The sequence below is a fragment of the Ancylobacter sp. 3268 genome, assembly GCF_031456575.1.
Classification (GTDB): domain Bacteria; phylum Pseudomonadota; class Alphaproteobacteria; order Rhizobiales; family Xanthobacteraceae; genus Ancylobacter.
The window spans coordinates 35,891-51,562 of record NZ_JAVDUX010000002.1; the positions used below are offsets into that span (position 1 = coordinate 35,891).

Consider the following 15,672-nt stretch of genomic DNA (forward strand, 5'->3'; position numbering starts at 1 on the left):
ACATGACGTCGAGGCATATCGATTGAAAACAGATGTCCCGAGTATATTTACTATACAAGGCTTCAGTGCGGCGCTCGCCCTATCCTAAGATAATCGACCAGAACGGAGCGGGTTGACATAAATTTCTATTAATTATTTTCAATCAACAACTTAGAGGCCGCCGCCCCGCATGGCCTCGCCGCCGCCTTACCAATTTTTACCAGGATTGACGCCGTGAGTGCCATCGGCACGGCCGCTCGGGTAACGGCGGTGATAGTTTGGGCGCGGTCGGTCGTTCGTCAAATGCCTATGCGTAGCGGAGTGACACCATGGCGACGTCGCGTCGGGAAATCCTGAAATTCGGCCTCCTTGGTCTCGTCTTGCTGGCAGGCAATAGCGACGACGCCTCGGCGCAGTCGCGAACCAGGTTCGTCTTCGCCAACAGCAGCGCCTTCGACAGTCTCGACCCCCACACGGTCTTCGACCAGGGCCGCGCGGCGGTGCGCTTCAATCTCTATGACGGCCTTCTGCGCTTCGTGGACAATCCACCGAAGCTGATACCGTGGCTGGCGGAAAGCTACACCGTTTCCGACGACGGGAAGACCTATACCTTCAGGCTGCGGGCCGACGCGACGTTTCACGACGGTACGCCGGTGACCTCGGCCGACGTCGCCTACTCGATCGAGCGCATCCTCGCTCTCGGTAAGGGACCGGCGAGCTTCTATCTCGACCTCATCAAGCCCGGCTCGACGCAGACGCCCGATCCGCACACCGTGGTCTTCAACCTCGCCACGCCCTCGGCGATCTTCCTGACCACGGTGCCCAACATCCTCGTGGTCAACAGCGCACTCGTCCGCTCCAAGGAGAAGGACGGCGACTGGGGAGCCGGCTGGCTTGCACGCAACGAGGCCGGCACGGGTTCCTATGTCCTGCGCCGCTACGAGCCGGCGGTCGGCTGGAGCGGGCAGCGCTTCGTCAAGCACTTCGCCGGCTGGGCCGGGCAACCGATCGACCAGATCGAGTTTCGTACCGTGCAGGAGACCAACACCCGCGTGCTGGGGCTGATGCGCGGCGATTTCGACGGGGCTGACGGACTGACCTACGAGCAGATCCAGCGCCTGAGGCAGTCCCCCAACGTGCAGGTTCTCGAAGCGGAATCGATGCGCGTTTTTCTGCTGGCGCTCAACAACAGCAAGCCGTTGATGAACGACGTTCACTTCCGGCGCGCGCTCGCCTATGCCTTCGACTATGACGGCTTCATCAAGAACATCATGAAGGACTCGGTCACCCGCAATCCGGGACCCAATCCGGTCACGATCTGGGGCACGCCCCCCGGGCTGAAGGGCTACAGCTTCGACCTCGCCAAGGCGCGCGAGGAACTGGCGCAGGTCAAGCAGCCCTTGCGCAGGATCACCATCAATGCGCTGGCCGGCTACAGCGAATCCGAGCAGGCTGCCGTCTTGTTCCAGAGCTCGCTCCGCCAGATCGGCATCGAGGCGGATATCGACGTCACGCCATGGGCGGTGGTGGCCAGCCGCTTCGCCAAGGCCGAGACCCAGGCCGACGTGACGCCGGTCTGGCGGAGCACCTTCTATGTCGATCCGAATAATTGGGTCGGAGAAGGTTTCGGCACGCGCTATCACGGCACGCGGACGATGTCCTATTATAGCAACCCCGTGTTCGATCAACTGCTCGACGAGGCTCTCCTCACCAGCGACCAGGAAAGGCGCCGCGAATTGTACGAGAAGATGAGCCAGATCGTCAGCGACGATGCCGCCGGCATCTTCATCTACAATACCCGGTGGTTCGGTCCCTATTCGACGCGGGTCTCGGGCATTCGCTTCTCGCCGGGGACCAATGGCAACGACATTCGCTGGGCGACGATGACGCGCTGACCGCAGTAGGCGTTGACCGGAGATGCACCTGTGAACGTGGCTTCCATGGTCGCCAATCGACTGGTCTGGTTTATGCCGACCGTGCTCGGGCTGCTTGCGGTCGTGTTCGTGCTGGCGCGCATCGTGCCAACGGATCCCGCGGTTCTGGCCGTCGGCGAGAATGCGACGACAGAGCAAGTGCAGGAAGCGCGTGAGCGCCTGGCCGTCGACCGTCCGCTTCCCGAGCAGTTCGTCGAATATCTGCGCCAAGTGGCGCAAGGCGATCTCGGCACCAGCTTCTATACCCAGCAGCCGATTGTCGACGATCTGGTGGAGAGGCTGCCGGCGACGCTGGAGCTCACCATCATCGGTGTGCTGGCCGCCGGTTTGATCGGCGTCCCGCTCGGCGTGGTCAGCGGTCTCAGCCGCAATTCGTGGCTCGATCACCTGCTGCGGCTGGCGAGCGTATTGTTCATCGGGGTGGCACCGTTCTGGATCGCGATGCAGCTGCAACTGCTGTTCTCCATGCGACTGGGCTGGCTGCCGCTGTCGGGGCGGATCGACGACTTCGCGCCGGAGACGGTCACGGGGTTCCTGACCATCGACGCGCTGATCGCCGGCGATCTGCCGAATTTTCTTTCGGCGCTTCGCCACATCGTGCTGCCGACGCTGACGCTGGCGCTGCCGGGCGCCGCCGTGATCATGCGCTTCACGCGAACCTCGGTGATCGAGGCCGTCGCCTCGCCCTCGGTCGCCTATCAGACGGCGATGGGCCTGCCGCGCCGGGTGATCGTCTGGAAATACGTCCTGCGCCTGGCGCTCAACTCGACCGTCACCCAGCTCGGGCTGGTCTTCGGCATTTCACTCACCGGGGCGGTGGTCATCGAGGCGGTTTTCGAGTGGCCGGGGCTCGGTACCTATGCGGTACGGTCGATCCTGTACTCCGACTACAATGCGGTGATGGGGGTCACGCTCTGCGTCGGCATTCTGTTCGCGCTCAGCAACCTGCTGGTCGATCTGCTCCAGATGGCGGTCGATCCCCGTGGCGCGCCATGATCAGCCTCATCAAATCCATTGTCCGTCATCGCACGGCACTGGTCGGCCTGATCCTGCTGAGCCTCGTCGTCGCCGTCGCGATCGCCGCGCCAATGATCGTCCCCTATCCCGAGGACGCACAGATCTTCCACATAGAGCGGCGGCTCCTGCCACCGTCATCGGAGGCGCTGTTCGGCACGGATCGCATGGGGGGCGATATTTTCAGCCGGGTGATCCTCGGCGCGCGGACGACGCTACTTATCACCGCCACGGTGGTGCTCTCAGGCGTGCTGATCGGCGTACCGATCGGCCTCGTCGCCGGCTATTACAATAACGGCGTCAGCCTCATGCTCGGGGGGGGCGTCGAGATTCTGCTGGCTGTCCCGCAGATCATCCTGGCTATCGCCATCACCCAGTCGCTCGGCCCCTCCATCGGCAGCGTGATCCTGGCGCTCTCCGTCACCTACTGGCCGTTCTGGGCGCGGATCGTGTTCACCGAGACGCGCTCGATGTGCCACGAGACCTTCGTGGAATCGGCCATCGCGCTGGGCGCGTCCGCCTGGCGCGTGATCTTCCTGCATATCCTGCCGAACATCGCCTCCTCGATCGTCGTGCGGACCACCACCGCCATCGGCACGACGGCGTTCGCCTCCGCCACGCTCGGCTTCCTCGGGCTCGGACCGCCGCCGCCCTCGCCGGAGTGGGGGCGCATGATCGCCGAAAGCCGCGATTACCTGCCGGATGCATGGTGGTATGCCCTGGCGCCCGGTCTCGCTCTGTTGCTGACGGTTCTCGGCTGCACCCTGTTCGGCGACGGGCTGCGCGACATCCTCGATCCGAAAACCCGGCGCGGCGGGTAGCGCGATGGACCCGCTGCTCGAGATCGACGACCTGTCGCTCACCTTCCGCACGGAAAAGGGGCCGGCCCATGTGCTGGACCGCATCGGCCTCGCCATGGCGCCTGGCGAGATCGTCGGCCTCGTCGGCGAATCCGGCAGCGGCAAAACCAGCCTCGCTCGCGCCATCCTCGGCGTTTTGCCGGGTTCGCAGGCGCAGATCGTCAGCGGACGCATCCGCCTCGACGGCATCGACATGCTGGACGACGCCAAGGCCGCGCGGGACGCCCGCGGCCGTCTGGTGACCTTCGTGCCGCAGGATCCGTTCGAGAGCTTCAATCCGCTGTTCCGGGTGGGGACGCAGCTCGCGGATATCGTGCGCTACAGGGCACCGCCCACGGCCGGGCATCTTCTGGGACGGTCGCGGCGTGCCCGCGAGGCGATGATCCTCGACATGCTGGCTGCCGTGCAGCTGCCGGCGTCGCGGGACCTGCTGAACAGATATCCGCACCAGCTGTCGGGAGGCCAGCGTCAGCGGCTGATGATCGCCATGGCGCTGCTGCCGCAGCCGCGCCTGCTCGTCGCCGATGAGCCGACCGCGGCACTGGACGTCACCGTGCAGGTGCAGATCCTCGGGCTGCTCCGGCGTATCGCTGCCGAGCGGACGCTCGCCATCCTGTTCACGACGCATGATCTCGGCGCCGCCTGGGAGATCTGTGACAGGGTCCTCGTCATGTATGCCGGCCAGATCGTCGAAATCCTGCCGCGCAAGGCGCTCTTCGCGGCCGCGCGTCATCCCTACACGCGCATGCTGCTCGCCAGCCTGCCCAAACCCGGACACGAGGCGGTGGGTATACCCGGCGAATCCGCCAGCCCGCTCGCCCCGCCGCCGGGATGCCGGTTCAACCCGCGCTGCCCGCGCGCCTCGCGGCTGTGCCGGACCGTCCGGCCCTTGCCATCGCGCAGCGAGGAGGGCCATGTGCTGGCATGTCATCATCCCATGCCCACGCCCTCCTAGCCCGCCATGCCCGACGCATCGCCTGAGACCCCGCGCCAGACCCATCCACTGCTCGAGGTCGAGCATCTCTCCTGCCATTTCCCGATCCGAGGCCTGCTCGGTCGCCGCACCGGGGCCGTGCGGGCCGTCGATGACGTGTCTTTCGGCGTCGCGGACGGCGAGGCTCTCGGCATCGTCGGCGAGACCGGCAGCGGGAAATCCACCCTGGGCAAGATGCTGGGCGGCATCATCGATCCGACGGCAGGGACGATAACCTTCGCCGGCGAGCGGCTTCCCTCGCCTCGTGCGCGACGGCCTTTGGCGGTGCGGGCGCGGTTGCAATATGCCTATCAGGATTCGGCCGCCTCCCTCGATCCACGCTGGACGCTGCGACGCTCCCTGCATGAGCCGCTGATCATCCACACCAACTGGCCGCGCGAACGCCGCGACGCGAAGATAAGCGAGATCCTGAGTGCTGTCGGGCTGGCGGAAGAGCATCTCGACCTCTACCCGCACGAGCTCAGCGGCGGCCAGCAGCGGCGCATCGGGCTGGCCCGCACGCTGGTGCTGGAACCGCAGGTCGTGATCTTCGACGAGCCGACCTCCGGCCTCGATGTTTCCGTGCAAGCGACCGTTCTGGCGCTGGTTCGCGATCTGCACCGCGCGTTCAAGCTGACCTACCTGCTCATCAGCCATGACCTGAACGTCGTCGGCTCGATGTGCGATCGGGTGGCGGTGATGCAGTCGGGCAGGATCGTCGAGGTCGGGCCCACGCACCAAGTCTTCGCCGCGCCCCGGCACCCCTACACCCGCTCCCTGCTCGCGTCGCTTCCCCGTATCGGCGGCCCGCGTGTGACGGACCGTCTCGCCGTGCCGAAGGGATCTGCCCCTTTCCTGGATGGCCGATAAGCGATCGCGGGCGGGCGGCCAAAGCCGATCGCCATCTCCGGAATATGGATAAATTCGTACGAAATTACATTGATGTGGCCATGTAGTCGAAGCTTCCGGCCAAGAATCTGCCCTCCGCTGGCGCGAATCAGAAAGAAATATCAGTTAAGTTGATGTTGTTTTGAATTTTACTTCTTTTAACGTGTATCGTCCCTGATCCGCGCTATTTCTGATCGTGGCCGAAGTCGGGGCGGGTTCACCCCGTATGGCCAAGCCTAGATCGGCCGCCACAAGACATTCGAGCGATTGCGAATTGCCCGCGGCATGCCACGGGGGACTGTCCGCGGCCGCGCATGTCGGCAGGCGGGGTTGAAACCGGATCGAGAGAGGGATGCATGCCTCGCACGGTCGATACGCTGACGCTCGCCGACGCAAAGCAGATGCTTGGGGCTGGCGAGGCCAAGGCGGCCAGCCTCGGCATCCCCTACAATATCGCCGTGGTTGATGCCGGTGGCGCCCTGATCGCCTTCACGCGCCAGGATGGTGCGCTGGCGGGAAGCATAGACCTTGCGATTGGCAAGGCGAAGACCGCGCGCATGTTCGACAAGGCGACGGATTATCTGGCCGAACTGGCTCAGCCAGGAGCGCCGCTGTTCGGAATCGAACAGAGCAACGGCGGCAACGTGGTGATCTTTGGCGGCGGCCTGCCGGTGACGGTCGACGGACAGATCGTCGGCGCGGTCGGCACCAGCGCGGGCTCGGTCGAGCAGGATATCGCCGTTGCCGAGGCGGCCGCCGCGGCCATCGGCCGGGTCGCCGGCGCATAGAAGGTCGTGTTCGCCGCAATGGAAAGCAGCGTCTGCTGAGGGAAGGCATCGATATGTTCACACTCACCGTGAATGGGCTCAAGCGACAGGTGGACGTTGTTCCCGAGATGCCCTTGCTCTGGGTCCTGCGCGACGAACTCGGCATTACCAGCCCCAAATATGGTTGCGGCATCGCTCAGTGCGGCGCCTGCACGGTGCAGATCGACGGTGTCGCCGTTCGATCCTGTCAGGCGCGCATGGCCGATGTCGCGAGCAAGACGATCACCACCCTCGAGGCGGTCGGCAACGGAAAGCTGCACCCGGTGCAGGAAGCCTGGATCGAGCACCAGGTACCGCAATGCGGATATTGTCAGGCTGGCCAGATCATCCAGGCGATAGCGCTTCTCGAAACCATTCCTGAGCCCACCGATGAAGACATCAACGAGGTTATGTCGGGGAATCTCTGTCGATGCGGCACCTATGAGCGCATTCGTGTCGCGATCCACGCGGCCGCCAAGAAGATGGGAGGACAATGAGATGGGCGAGAGGCCGCGCCTTTCCCGCCGCCACTTCGTCTTCGGCTCCGTCGCGGTCGCCGGCGGTGTGGCGTTCGGGCAGTTCGCTCAGGCGCAACAGGCGCCTTCTTCCACGGCGAGCGCAAATCCGCTGACGGCGGAGCTTGGTCCAAATTCGGTTACCTTCAATCCCTGGGTCGAGATCAGTCCGGAAAGGATCACGCTCATCGCCCAGCATGCCGATAAGGGCCAGGGCGTCGGCTCCATCCAGCCCCTGATGATCGCCGAGGAGTTGGACGTCGAACCGGGGCAGTTCGACATCCGTTTTGCCGGCCCCAGTCCCGCCTATTTCAATACCGGCTTCGCCCACGAACTCGCGCCCTTCATGGCGCCGGACCAAAGCCCCGAAGCCGAGAAGGCCCGCGCCGCCGCGCTGGAATGGTTGAGGAAGGCCGGCTTGCAGATGACCGGCGGCTCCAGTGCGATTCCCGATACCTTTGACAAACTGCGCATGGCTGGCGCGGTGGCACGGGAAACATTGAAGGTGGCCGCAGCCAGGCGCAGCGGTGTCGCGACCGCCGATTTACGCACCGAGGCCGGAAACGTGATCCTGCCGGACGGAACCAAAATCCCCTATGTCGCGCTTTCGGCCGAGGCGGCGAAGATCACGCCGGTTGCGGACGTCAAACTCCGCGAGCCGTCGCAATGGCGTTTCATCGGCAAGCCGATGGAACGGCTCGACATCCGGCCGAAAGTCACCGGCGAGATGAAGTTCGGCATCGATCGGAAAATGGACGGCATGGTCTATGCGGCCGTCAAGCTGAACCCCAACAAGGGCCAGCCGATCACGTCGTATGACGCGAGCCAGGCCCAGGCGATGCCGGGGGTCAAGAAGATCCTGAAGATATCGAACGGCATCGCGGTGATCGCCACGAACAGCTGGTACGCCATGCAGGCGGCCGAGCGTGTCGACTGCACATGGGAGCCCAGCAAATATCCGGCCGAGCAGGCCGACCACTGGAATGTCGTGGCCTCTTCCTTCGCTCCGCAATTCCTCGGCAAGGAATGGCGCAACGACGGCGAAATCGACGTCGGATTGCAGGACGGCATCCTCGTCGAGGCGGAATACCGCGCCCCCTATGTCGGGCATCAGCCGCTGGAGCCGCTCAACGGCATCGGCATCGTAACCGACAAGGGAATGGAGATCTGGGCGGGTCATCAGACGCCGCAATCGGTGCAGTATATCGCCGCCACGGCGATCGGCATGAAGCCCGAACAGGTGACCTTCCACAATGAGTGGATGGGGGGAAGCTTCGGGCATCGCCTCGAATTCGAGAACATCAGAGTGCTTGCCGAGGTCGCCAACCAGCTTCGCGGCACCCCGGTAAAGCTCGTCTTCTCGCGGGAGCAGGATTTCCTGCAGGACATTCCGCGCCAGATCGCGATGGGCAGGTATCGTGGCAGTGTCAAGGACGGCAGGATCATCGCCGCCGATGTCCAGGTCGCCGCAACCACCCCGTTCAAAGAGTTGCTGGCAAGAATGGGAACACCATCGAGCGACCCCGACGGCCAGTTGGCGGTCGGCATCTGGAACGTATACTACGATATTCCCAACTATCGGGCGACAAGCTTCGAAGTACAGGGGCTGTCGCCATCGACGACGTGGCGGTCGGTCGGCGCTTCCGCCAATGGATTCTTTACCGAGAGTTTCATCGACGAACTGATCCATGCCGCCGGGCTCGATCCGCTCATGGCGCGCATCCAGATGTGCAAGATCCCGATCTACCGAAAGCTCCTGGAAGCCGTCGGCGAAATGGCGGACTGGAAGGGGCCGCTCGGAAACGGGAAAGGCCGTGGCGTGGCGTTCGTCGAGTCGTTCGGCACGGCGGTGGCCGAGATCGTCGACGTAACCATGACCGAGCGCGGCATCAAGATCGACAAGGTCTGGGTGGCGGCCGATGTCGGCAAGGTCGTGGATCCCGTCAATTTCGAGAATCTCGTTCAAGGCGGTGTCGTCTGGGGCCTGGGCCATGCCATGAACTGCGAGCTCACCTATGCCAAGGGGGCCGTCCAGCAGACCAACTACCATCATCACGAAGCCATGCGGATGTATCAGTGCCCGACGATCGAGGTCAGGGGCCTGGAAAACGACTACACAGTCAGGGGCATCGGCGAGCCGCCTGTCCCGCCCGCGGCGCCCGCTTTGGCCAATGCCATCTTCGCGGCCACCGGCAAACGCCTACGCGAAATGCCGTTCAACAAGTTCATCGATTTCGTGTGAGGGCAGACCATGAGGATGTCTCTGATCACCCTTGCCTTCTCCAGTTCATCGATCGTCGCGCTGGCCGGATTTGTCCTGGCCAACGAGCCGGCGAAAGACGCGCTGCCTCCGGGCAGTATCAGCCGGGCTGAAGGATTGCGGGCCTGGACAAGGATCGAAGCGGTCGTGACCCATCCACGCTGCGCCAATTGCCACGTCGACGCGAACGCCATCCCGATCTGGACGCCGGCCGGCGAAACCAAGCCTCGGGTGCACGGCATGAACATTCATGGCGGGAAAAGCCGCATCGGGGCGGAGACGGTTCCCTGTTCGACGTGCCACGTCACGTCCACCCTGCCGAACGCTCCCGCGCCGGCGCCGCTGAATGCCGGAATCGACTGGCAGCTCGCGCCGGTCGAATTCATCTGGTTTGGCAAGAGCGGCGCGGAGATCTGTGCTCAACTGAAGGATCCTCAACGCAATGGCGGCCGCGACGCGATGGCCCTCGTCGAGCATTTGCGGCATGACGCGTCGCTGAGCGGGTTCATTCCAAGGGCGTGGGAGCCGGGCGCCGGCCGCTCGGTTCCGCCGGGAAGCTTCGAAGATCATGTCAAGGACATGACTGTGTGGGGAGCGGCCGGCCAGCCCTGTCCAGACTGACGCGGCACCCGAGCGGCGCGGTCGGGCTGCGGGCCGTGTCCCGATGCTGCACGGGGTCATCGATGCTGCCGGCGCCTCCACGTCCCTCAGGCGTGAGGGCTGCCCGGTCAGCCACAAGCGGCTGTTGCATCCGCCGCCATGCGGCTGCCGTCCGGCAGGCCGCGCCTCATTTCCCGGCGCCACTCAGGATTTCCATCCGCATGACCCTGACCCCGCCATCGGCGAGCTCGGGCAGCCTGGCGAACCACTCCTGCACATAGGGCATGGCATTGTGAGCCTCGAAATCCGCCTCGTTGGCAAAGATCTCGTAGAAGATGAAATGGCCGGGCGCCGCGCGGTTCTCCTGAAGGAAATAGGCCAGGTTCTTCGGATCGCTCCGCACGAGTTCGACGAGAGGCAGCGTCGCGGCCCGCAGTTCGGCCGCCTTGCCGGGCTTTGCGCGGACCTCGGCGACGATCGAGTAGGCGCCTTCGGCAATCTGCGAATAGCCTCTTCCGGGTCCCTCCTGCGCCGTCGCCGAAATGACCTTTCCATTGGCAGCGGCATAGGATGCGAGGGCAGCGAGCAGGACGATCACCACCCCTCGTCGACTTTGACCGGTCATGCGCCGTCTCCTCCGTTTCGTGCGGGCCGCGCCCGTCAGCCTCCTTTGGCGCTGACGAGGAGCCGGCGCGCGGCCAGCGCGTCGTCGAATGTCTTCTTCACCGGTCCGAGTGCCTGGACGAACTCGAGCTGCTCGCCCTCGCAGCCCTTGCAGTAGATGAGCGTCCAGCCGTTCGATTTCCCCTCGGTGATCGGGTTCGAATTGGCCTTTAGCGGCGCGGCGAGCCGCTCCTGCTCAGACTGCACCGTGATCACCCGGTTGGCTCTCACCTGCGTCATGCCGCGACGCGCCGATTCCGCCTCGAGATCGTGGATGAACGTGTTGAAGTCCACGTCGTCGCGAATGTGGAAGCAGATGTGCATCATGCGCGGAAACGCCGGGCTCATATGGTCGAGCGGCTCGGCGAAGCTGTTGCCGCCGCCCATTGGCTGCGCCGCGTCGCGATACTGCAGGAGCTCGACCACCACATTGTCGAACTGGACGAAGCGCACATCGAGGCGCTGGGCCCCGCCTCCGAGATCGGGCACGCCGATCGTGCGCGGGTTGACGCCGCGCTGGCGCGCAAGGATCTCCTGATCGGTCAGCAGCGTATTGTGGATGCGCTCGCCCTGGAAGTCGCCGTCGCGCATCACCTCCGTGCCGCCGAGAACCTCGGTGTAGAACTCGAAGGCACGGTCCATGTTCTGGACCGTGAGCCCGAAATGCTGCACGCCCCGAAGCCGGGCACCGAGCGTGCGCGGGTCGCGGGTTCCGGCAGCGTTATCTGCCTGTGCGGGTGCGTTCGCCGCGAGGCTCGCGGCAAGGCCGCCGATCGCGGCGCTGCCCGCCGCGCGCAGGATGGCGCGGCGATCGGGGCCATCCCCTGGGATCGTGTTCTCGGTGTGATGGGACATCGTTCCTCCAGCCCGTCGCGGTGTTACTATGGTCGGGTGCCGCTAATTCTTACGGAGCCGGAGGCTTTACGCAGGTTGTGTTTGGTTAAATGCGGTAAGTCGGCGTCGCCAGCGCTCACCCTCGGGGTGGCCCGCGCAGCGGGCTGGGTGAGGGGCAGCAGCATCGGGAAGCGTGGAGCCCCTCACCGGCCCTCTCCCCGTGGGAGAGGGCTTCTCTCCGCTTCCCCTCGCCGCGCTTGCCGGCCTCTCACCCCCGCCGCACGGAAAACTTCACCGCCGCGTCCCGCCGCTCCTGCATGCGCGCCTCGAAGGCCTTGGGGTAGCGCGGCGGCGGCGCCGAGACGGTGTCGAGCCGCACCTTCACCTCCGGCGGCAGCCGCCAGCCGGCAGCGTCCGTATTGTCGGCCAGCTGTGCCGCGTCGCGTGCGCCGACGATGACGCTCGCCACCGCCGGCCGCTCCAGCAGCCAGCGCAGCGCGATGGCGCCGGGCCGGCGGCCCAGCTCGTCGGCGAGTTCGATCAGCGTCGCGACCACCGTCTCGCGCTGCGCATGATAGTATTGCTGCCGATCGCGGAAGCCCCAGCCGTCTTCCGACCGGGAGCCGGCGATCGATGTGGTGCCGCCCTGATATTTCCCGGTGAGCAGCCCGCCGGCCAGCGGCCCCCACGGCACGATGCCGACGCCCTTCAGCTCGCAGACCGGCACGATCTCGTCCTCGATGTCGCGGACCAGAAGATTATACTGCGGCTGGTAGGCGACGAAGCGGCTCCAGCCATTGCTGTCGCTCTGCCACAGCGCCTCGAGCAGCCGCCACGCCTCGTAATTGCTGGCGGCGATGTAGCGGACCTTGCCGGCGCGCACGAGGTCGTCGAGCGCCCGCAGCGTCTCGTCGAGCGGCGTCTGCACATCCACATGGTGGATGTAGTAGAGGTCGATGTAATCGGTGCGCAGCCGGGCGAGGCTGTCCTCCAGCGCCCGCACGATATGGGCGCGCGAGGAGCCGGAATCGTTCGGCCCGGCGCCGGTCGGGTTGTTGAACTTGGTCGCCAGCACCAGCTCGTGCCGGATGCCGTGCAGCAGCCGGCCGAGATAGGCCTCCGAGGCGCCCTCCGCATAGGTATCGGCGGTGTCGATGAAATTGACGCCGGCATCGAGCGCCGCATCGAGGATGCGGCCGGCCTCCGCCTCGTCGGCCCCCTTGCCGAAGGTCATGGTGCCCAGCGCAATTTCCGAAACCTTGAGGCCGCTGCGGCCGAGACGACGATACTCCATGGAAACTCCTGTCTCTCGCGGGGCCGGCATACTGGCGAGTCCGCCGGCGAACGGGCGCCTGTTTTAGTATATTAATTCAGTAGATTTTTCTCATTCCGGGCGTCGCGGTTGCGCTAGGCTTGGTTTCCCTTTCCCGGAACCTTGCCATGCTGTCGTTTGCCACCTTCCCGCGCCCCCTCGCTGCCGCCCTGCTGCTTGCCGCGTTCTCCACCGCCGGCCTTGCCGACGAGCCGAAGCGCGGCGGCACCCTCACCATGATCGCGGTGCCGGAGCCGACCACCATCGTCGGCATCGACAACAGCTTCGGCGCCACCCAGCGCATCGGGCCGAAGGTCACCGAGGGGTTGCTCACCTATGATTTCGAGCTGAAGCCGCATCCCCAGCTCGCCACCTCCTGGGAGGTGGCCGAAAACGGCCTCGAATATACCTTCCGCCTGCGCGACGGCGTGAAATGGCATGATGGCAAGCCCTTCACCTCGGACGACGTCGCCTTCTCGATCCTGACGCTGAAGCGCACCCATCCGCGCGGGCGCGGCACCTTCGCCAATGTCGCGGAGGTCCGCACCCCCGATCCGCTCACCGCCGTGCTGGTGCTGTCGAAGCCGGCGCCCTACCTGCTCACCGCGCTCTCCGCCGGCGAGGCGCCGATCGTGCCCAGGCACATCTATGACGGCACCGACATCTCCGCCAATCCGAATGGCAGCCGTCCCGTCGGCACCGGCCCGTTCGTGTTCAAGGAATGGGTGCGCGGCAGCCATCTCGTGCTGGAGCGCAATCCCGACTACTGGGACAAGCCCAAGCCCTATCTGGATCGCATCGTGGTGAAATTCATCCCCGATGCGTCCGCCCGCGCCGCGGCGCTGGAGACCGGCGAGGTCCTGCTCGCCGGCGACAACCCCATTCCGCTCGCCGACCGCGAGCGATTCCAGGCGCTGCCCAATCTCGGCATCGAGACGAAGGGTTACGAATATTCCGGCAATCAGGGGCAGTTGTTCTTCAACCTCGATACGCCGGTGCTGAAGGACCTGAAGGTCCGGCAGGCCATCGCCCACGCCATCGACCTGAAGGCCAACCTCGCCGTCGCGTGGTACGGCTACGGCGTCGTCTCGCCGACCCCCATCGCCCCGGTGCTGAAAGCGTTCCACGACCCCGGCATCAAGCCGCACGCCTTCGACGTCGCGCTCGCCGAGAAGCTGCTGGACGAGGCCGGGCAGACGCGCGGGGCGGACGGCAGGCGCTTCACGCTCCGCCTGCTGTACAACCCCTATAATGACGGCAACCGGCGTTCGGCCGAATATATCCGCAGCGCGCTCGCCAAGGTCGGCATCAATGCGGTGATCGAGAACTACGAATTCGCCGCCTATGTCCGCAAGGTCTATACCGATCGCGCCTTCGACATCGAGGTCGAGCAGCTCGGCAACACCTTCGACCCGACCATCGGCGCCCAGCGCGGCTACTGGTCGAAGAACTTCAAGATCGGCCTCGGCTTCTCCAATGCCAGCCATTACGCCAACCCCGAGGTCGACCGCCTGCTCGAGGCCGCCGCCGTGGAGATCGATCCCGCCAAGCGCCGCGAGCTGTTCTTCGCCTTCCAGCGTCAGGTCGATGCGGATCTGCCGGCGGTGAACCTCGTCTCGTTCCAGAGCTTCACCGTGTTCAACAAGGCGGTGAAGAACCACACCCTGACCGCCGACGGCCTCGCCGCCAATTTTGCTGATGTCTGGCTCGACCGCTGACGGCCGGCCCTCAATGGAGATAGCGCGATGAACGTGGTCCCATCGGCCTCACCCTACACCTCACTGGCCTCGTCGCCGGCCGATTTTCCCGACAGCCCGCTCTCGCGTGCGCTGGCGCAGCCGACCCTGCTCGGCCTGTTCCTGCCGATCCACCACGGCGGCTGGAGCAACTCCACCCTGCCGCGCGGCACCGACTGGTCCTTCGACTACAATGCCAAGCTGACCCTGACAGCGGAAGCCCTTGGATTCGATCTGGTTTTCGGCGTCGCCCAGTGGATGCCCAAGGGCGGCCAGGGCCCGACCCGTACCGAGGCGGGCCTCGATTCCTTCATCGTCACCGCCGCGCTCGCCTCGATCACCAGCAAGATCCTGCTCATCTCCACCCTGCACGTGCTCTACGGCCCCTGGCATCCGGTGCATCTCGCCCGCTTCGGGGCGACGCTCGACCATATTTCCAAGGGCCGCTGGGGCATCAACGTGGTGACGGGACACCGCGCCCATGAGCACGAACTGTTCGGCTGGAGCCGCATCGAGCACGACCGGCGCTACGAACTCGCCGACGAATTCGTCAGCGTTCTCAAACGTCTATGGACGAGCGACGAGCCGCTCACTTATGAGGGCGGCTCTTCCTGGCGGCTCAAGGACGCCTATATCAGCCCGCGTCCGCTCTTTGGCCGGCCGGTGCTAGTGAACGCCACCGGCTCGGATGCCGGCGTCGACTTCGCCGCCCGCCACTCGGACCTCGTCTTCGTCGCCAGTCCCGGCGGCGGCGACATCGACAGCGCGCTCGCCTCGCTGCCCGCCCACACCGGGCGGCTCAAGCAGGCGGCGCGGGCGCAGGGCCGCGAGATTCGCACCATCCTCAACCCGTTGATCGTGGCGCGGGAAACCGAAGCGGAAGCAGAGGCTTACGCGCAGGCGATCGTCGATCACGCCGACCTCGCCTCCATCGCCGGGCGCTCACGGCTCGACAGCGACGCCCATGCCTGGCGCGGTCACACCGGCGAGAACCTGCGCTACGGCGTCGGCGGCGCCATTGGCGGCAATGTCCAGCTCATCGGCTCGCCCGAGCAGATCGCCGACCAATTGGTGCGGCTCCATAAGGCCGGCGTCGATGGTTTCCAGTTGGCCTTCTATGATTTCGAGCCCGATCTCGCCTTTTTCGGTGCACGCATCCTGCCCTTGCTGAAGCAGGCGGGGCTCCGGCTGTGATCGGCACGGCAGCCCGAAACCCAGACGTACCAATGTCTTCGACGGGATTGCCGCTCCCGCGTCCCAGAGCGAAGGCCACCGGCGGCGGGATTTGGGGCTCCCGC

The 15,672-nt window shown here is 65.2% G+C and carries 14 protein-coding genes; 11 read left to right on the forward strand and 3 right to left on the reverse strand.

Going from position 1 to position 15,672, the window contains the following annotated elements; genetic code table 11:
• Positions 1-308: 308 nt before the first annotated feature.
• From J2X65_RS02435 to J2X65_RS02475, 9 genes are all read left to right on the forward strand, one after another.
• Positions 309-1,874, forward strand: coding sequence for an ABC transporter substrate-binding protein (locus tag J2X65_RS02435; protein WP_310197497.1), 1,566 nt, complete (start codon positions 309-311; stop codon positions 1,872-1,874).
• Between the two features lie 30 nt (positions 1,875-1,904).
• Positions 1,905-2,909 (forward strand): ABC transporter permease, encoded by a 1,005-nt coding sequence (locus J2X65_RS02440; RefSeq protein ID WP_310197499.1) that lies wholly within the window; start codon positions 1,905-1,907, stop codon positions 2,907-2,909.
• Positions 2,906-3,748 carry an ABC transporter permease gene (locus tag J2X65_RS02445; protein ID WP_310197502.1) on the forward strand — a complete coding sequence of 281 codons (843 nt, stop codon included), beginning with the start codon at positions 2,906-2,908 and terminating at the stop codon, positions 3,746-3,748. Before J2X65_RS02440 ends, J2X65_RS02445 begins: the two co-directional genes overlap by 4 nt.
• 4 nt (positions 3,749-3,752) lie before the next feature.
• On the forward strand, positions 3,753-4,742 hold the full coding sequence (locus tag J2X65_RS02450; RefSeq protein WP_310197505.1) for an ABC transporter ATP-binding protein: 990 nt from the start codon (positions 3,753-3,755) through the stop codon (positions 4,740-4,742).
• A 6-nt stretch (positions 4,743-4,748) separates the two neighbouring features.
• Complete coding sequence (locus tag J2X65_RS02455; protein ID WP_310197508.1) at positions 4,749-5,630, forward strand: ATP-binding cassette domain-containing protein; 882 nt, start codon at positions 4,749-4,751, stop codon at positions 5,628-5,630.
• 374 nt (positions 5,631-6,004) lie between these two features.
• Positions 6,005-6,436: a heme-binding protein gene (locus J2X65_RS02460; RefSeq protein ID WP_310197512.1), complete on the forward strand. Its 432-nt coding sequence runs from the start codon at positions 6,005-6,007 to the stop codon at positions 6,434-6,436.
• A gap of 53 nt (positions 6,437-6,489) precedes the next feature.
• Positions 6,490-6,951 carry a 2Fe-2S iron-sulfur cluster-binding protein gene (locus J2X65_RS02465; RefSeq protein WP_310197515.1) on the forward strand — a complete coding sequence of 154 codons (462 nt, stop codon included), beginning with the start codon at positions 6,490-6,492 and terminating at the stop codon, positions 6,949-6,951.
• A 1-nt stretch (position 6,952) separates the two neighbouring features.
• Entirely contained in the window at positions 6,953-9,211 is a 2,259-nt protein-coding gene (locus J2X65_RS02470) for a molybdopterin cofactor-binding domain-containing protein (protein ID WP_310197518.1), read from the forward strand.
• 15 nt (positions 9,212-9,226) lie between these two features.
• The gene (locus J2X65_RS02475; protein ID WP_404977654.1) at positions 9,227-9,850 is read left to right on the forward strand and encodes a hypothetical protein; all 624 of its coding nucleotides are present in this window, start codon (positions 9,227-9,229) and stop codon (positions 9,848-9,850) included.
• A 166-nt stretch (positions 9,851-10,016) separates the two neighbouring features.
• Here the strand turns inward: J2X65_RS02475 and J2X65_RS02480 are convergent, their stop codons facing one another.
• The 3 genes from J2X65_RS02480 to J2X65_RS02490 all read right to left on the reverse strand — a co-directional run bounded on the left by J2X65_RS02480 (position 10,017) and on the right by J2X65_RS02490 (position 12,620).
• The gene (locus J2X65_RS02480) at positions 10,017-10,454 is read right to left on the reverse strand and encodes a putative quinol monooxygenase (protein ID WP_310197524.1); all 438 of its coding nucleotides are present in this window, start codon (positions 10,452-10,454) and stop codon (positions 10,017-10,019) included.
• A 35-nt stretch (positions 10,455-10,489) separates the two neighbouring features.
• The gene (locus tag J2X65_RS02485; protein WP_310197527.1) at positions 10,490-11,347 is read right to left on the reverse strand and encodes a VOC family protein; all 858 of its coding nucleotides are present in this window, start codon (positions 11,345-11,347) and stop codon (positions 10,490-10,492) included.
• Between the two features lie 247 nt (positions 11,348-11,594).
• Positions 11,595-12,620, reverse strand: a complete 1,026-nt coding sequence (locus tag J2X65_RS02490) for an aldo/keto reductase (RefSeq protein ID WP_310197530.1) — start codon at positions 12,618-12,620, stop codon at positions 11,595-11,597.
• A gap of 146 nt (positions 12,621-12,766) precedes the next feature.
• Between J2X65_RS02490 and J2X65_RS02495 the strand changes: the two genes are divergently transcribed.
• Positions 12,767-14,356, forward strand: a complete 1,590-nt coding sequence (locus J2X65_RS02495; protein ID WP_310197533.1) for an ABC transporter substrate-binding protein — start codon at positions 12,767-12,769, stop codon at positions 14,354-14,356.
• A 27-nt stretch (positions 14,357-14,383) separates the two neighbouring features.
• Positions 14,384-15,568, forward strand: coding sequence for an LLM class flavin-dependent oxidoreductase (locus tag J2X65_RS02500; RefSeq protein WP_310197535.1), 1,185 nt, complete (start codon positions 14,384-14,386; stop codon positions 15,566-15,568).
• Positions 15,569-15,672 lie beyond the last annotated feature (104 nt).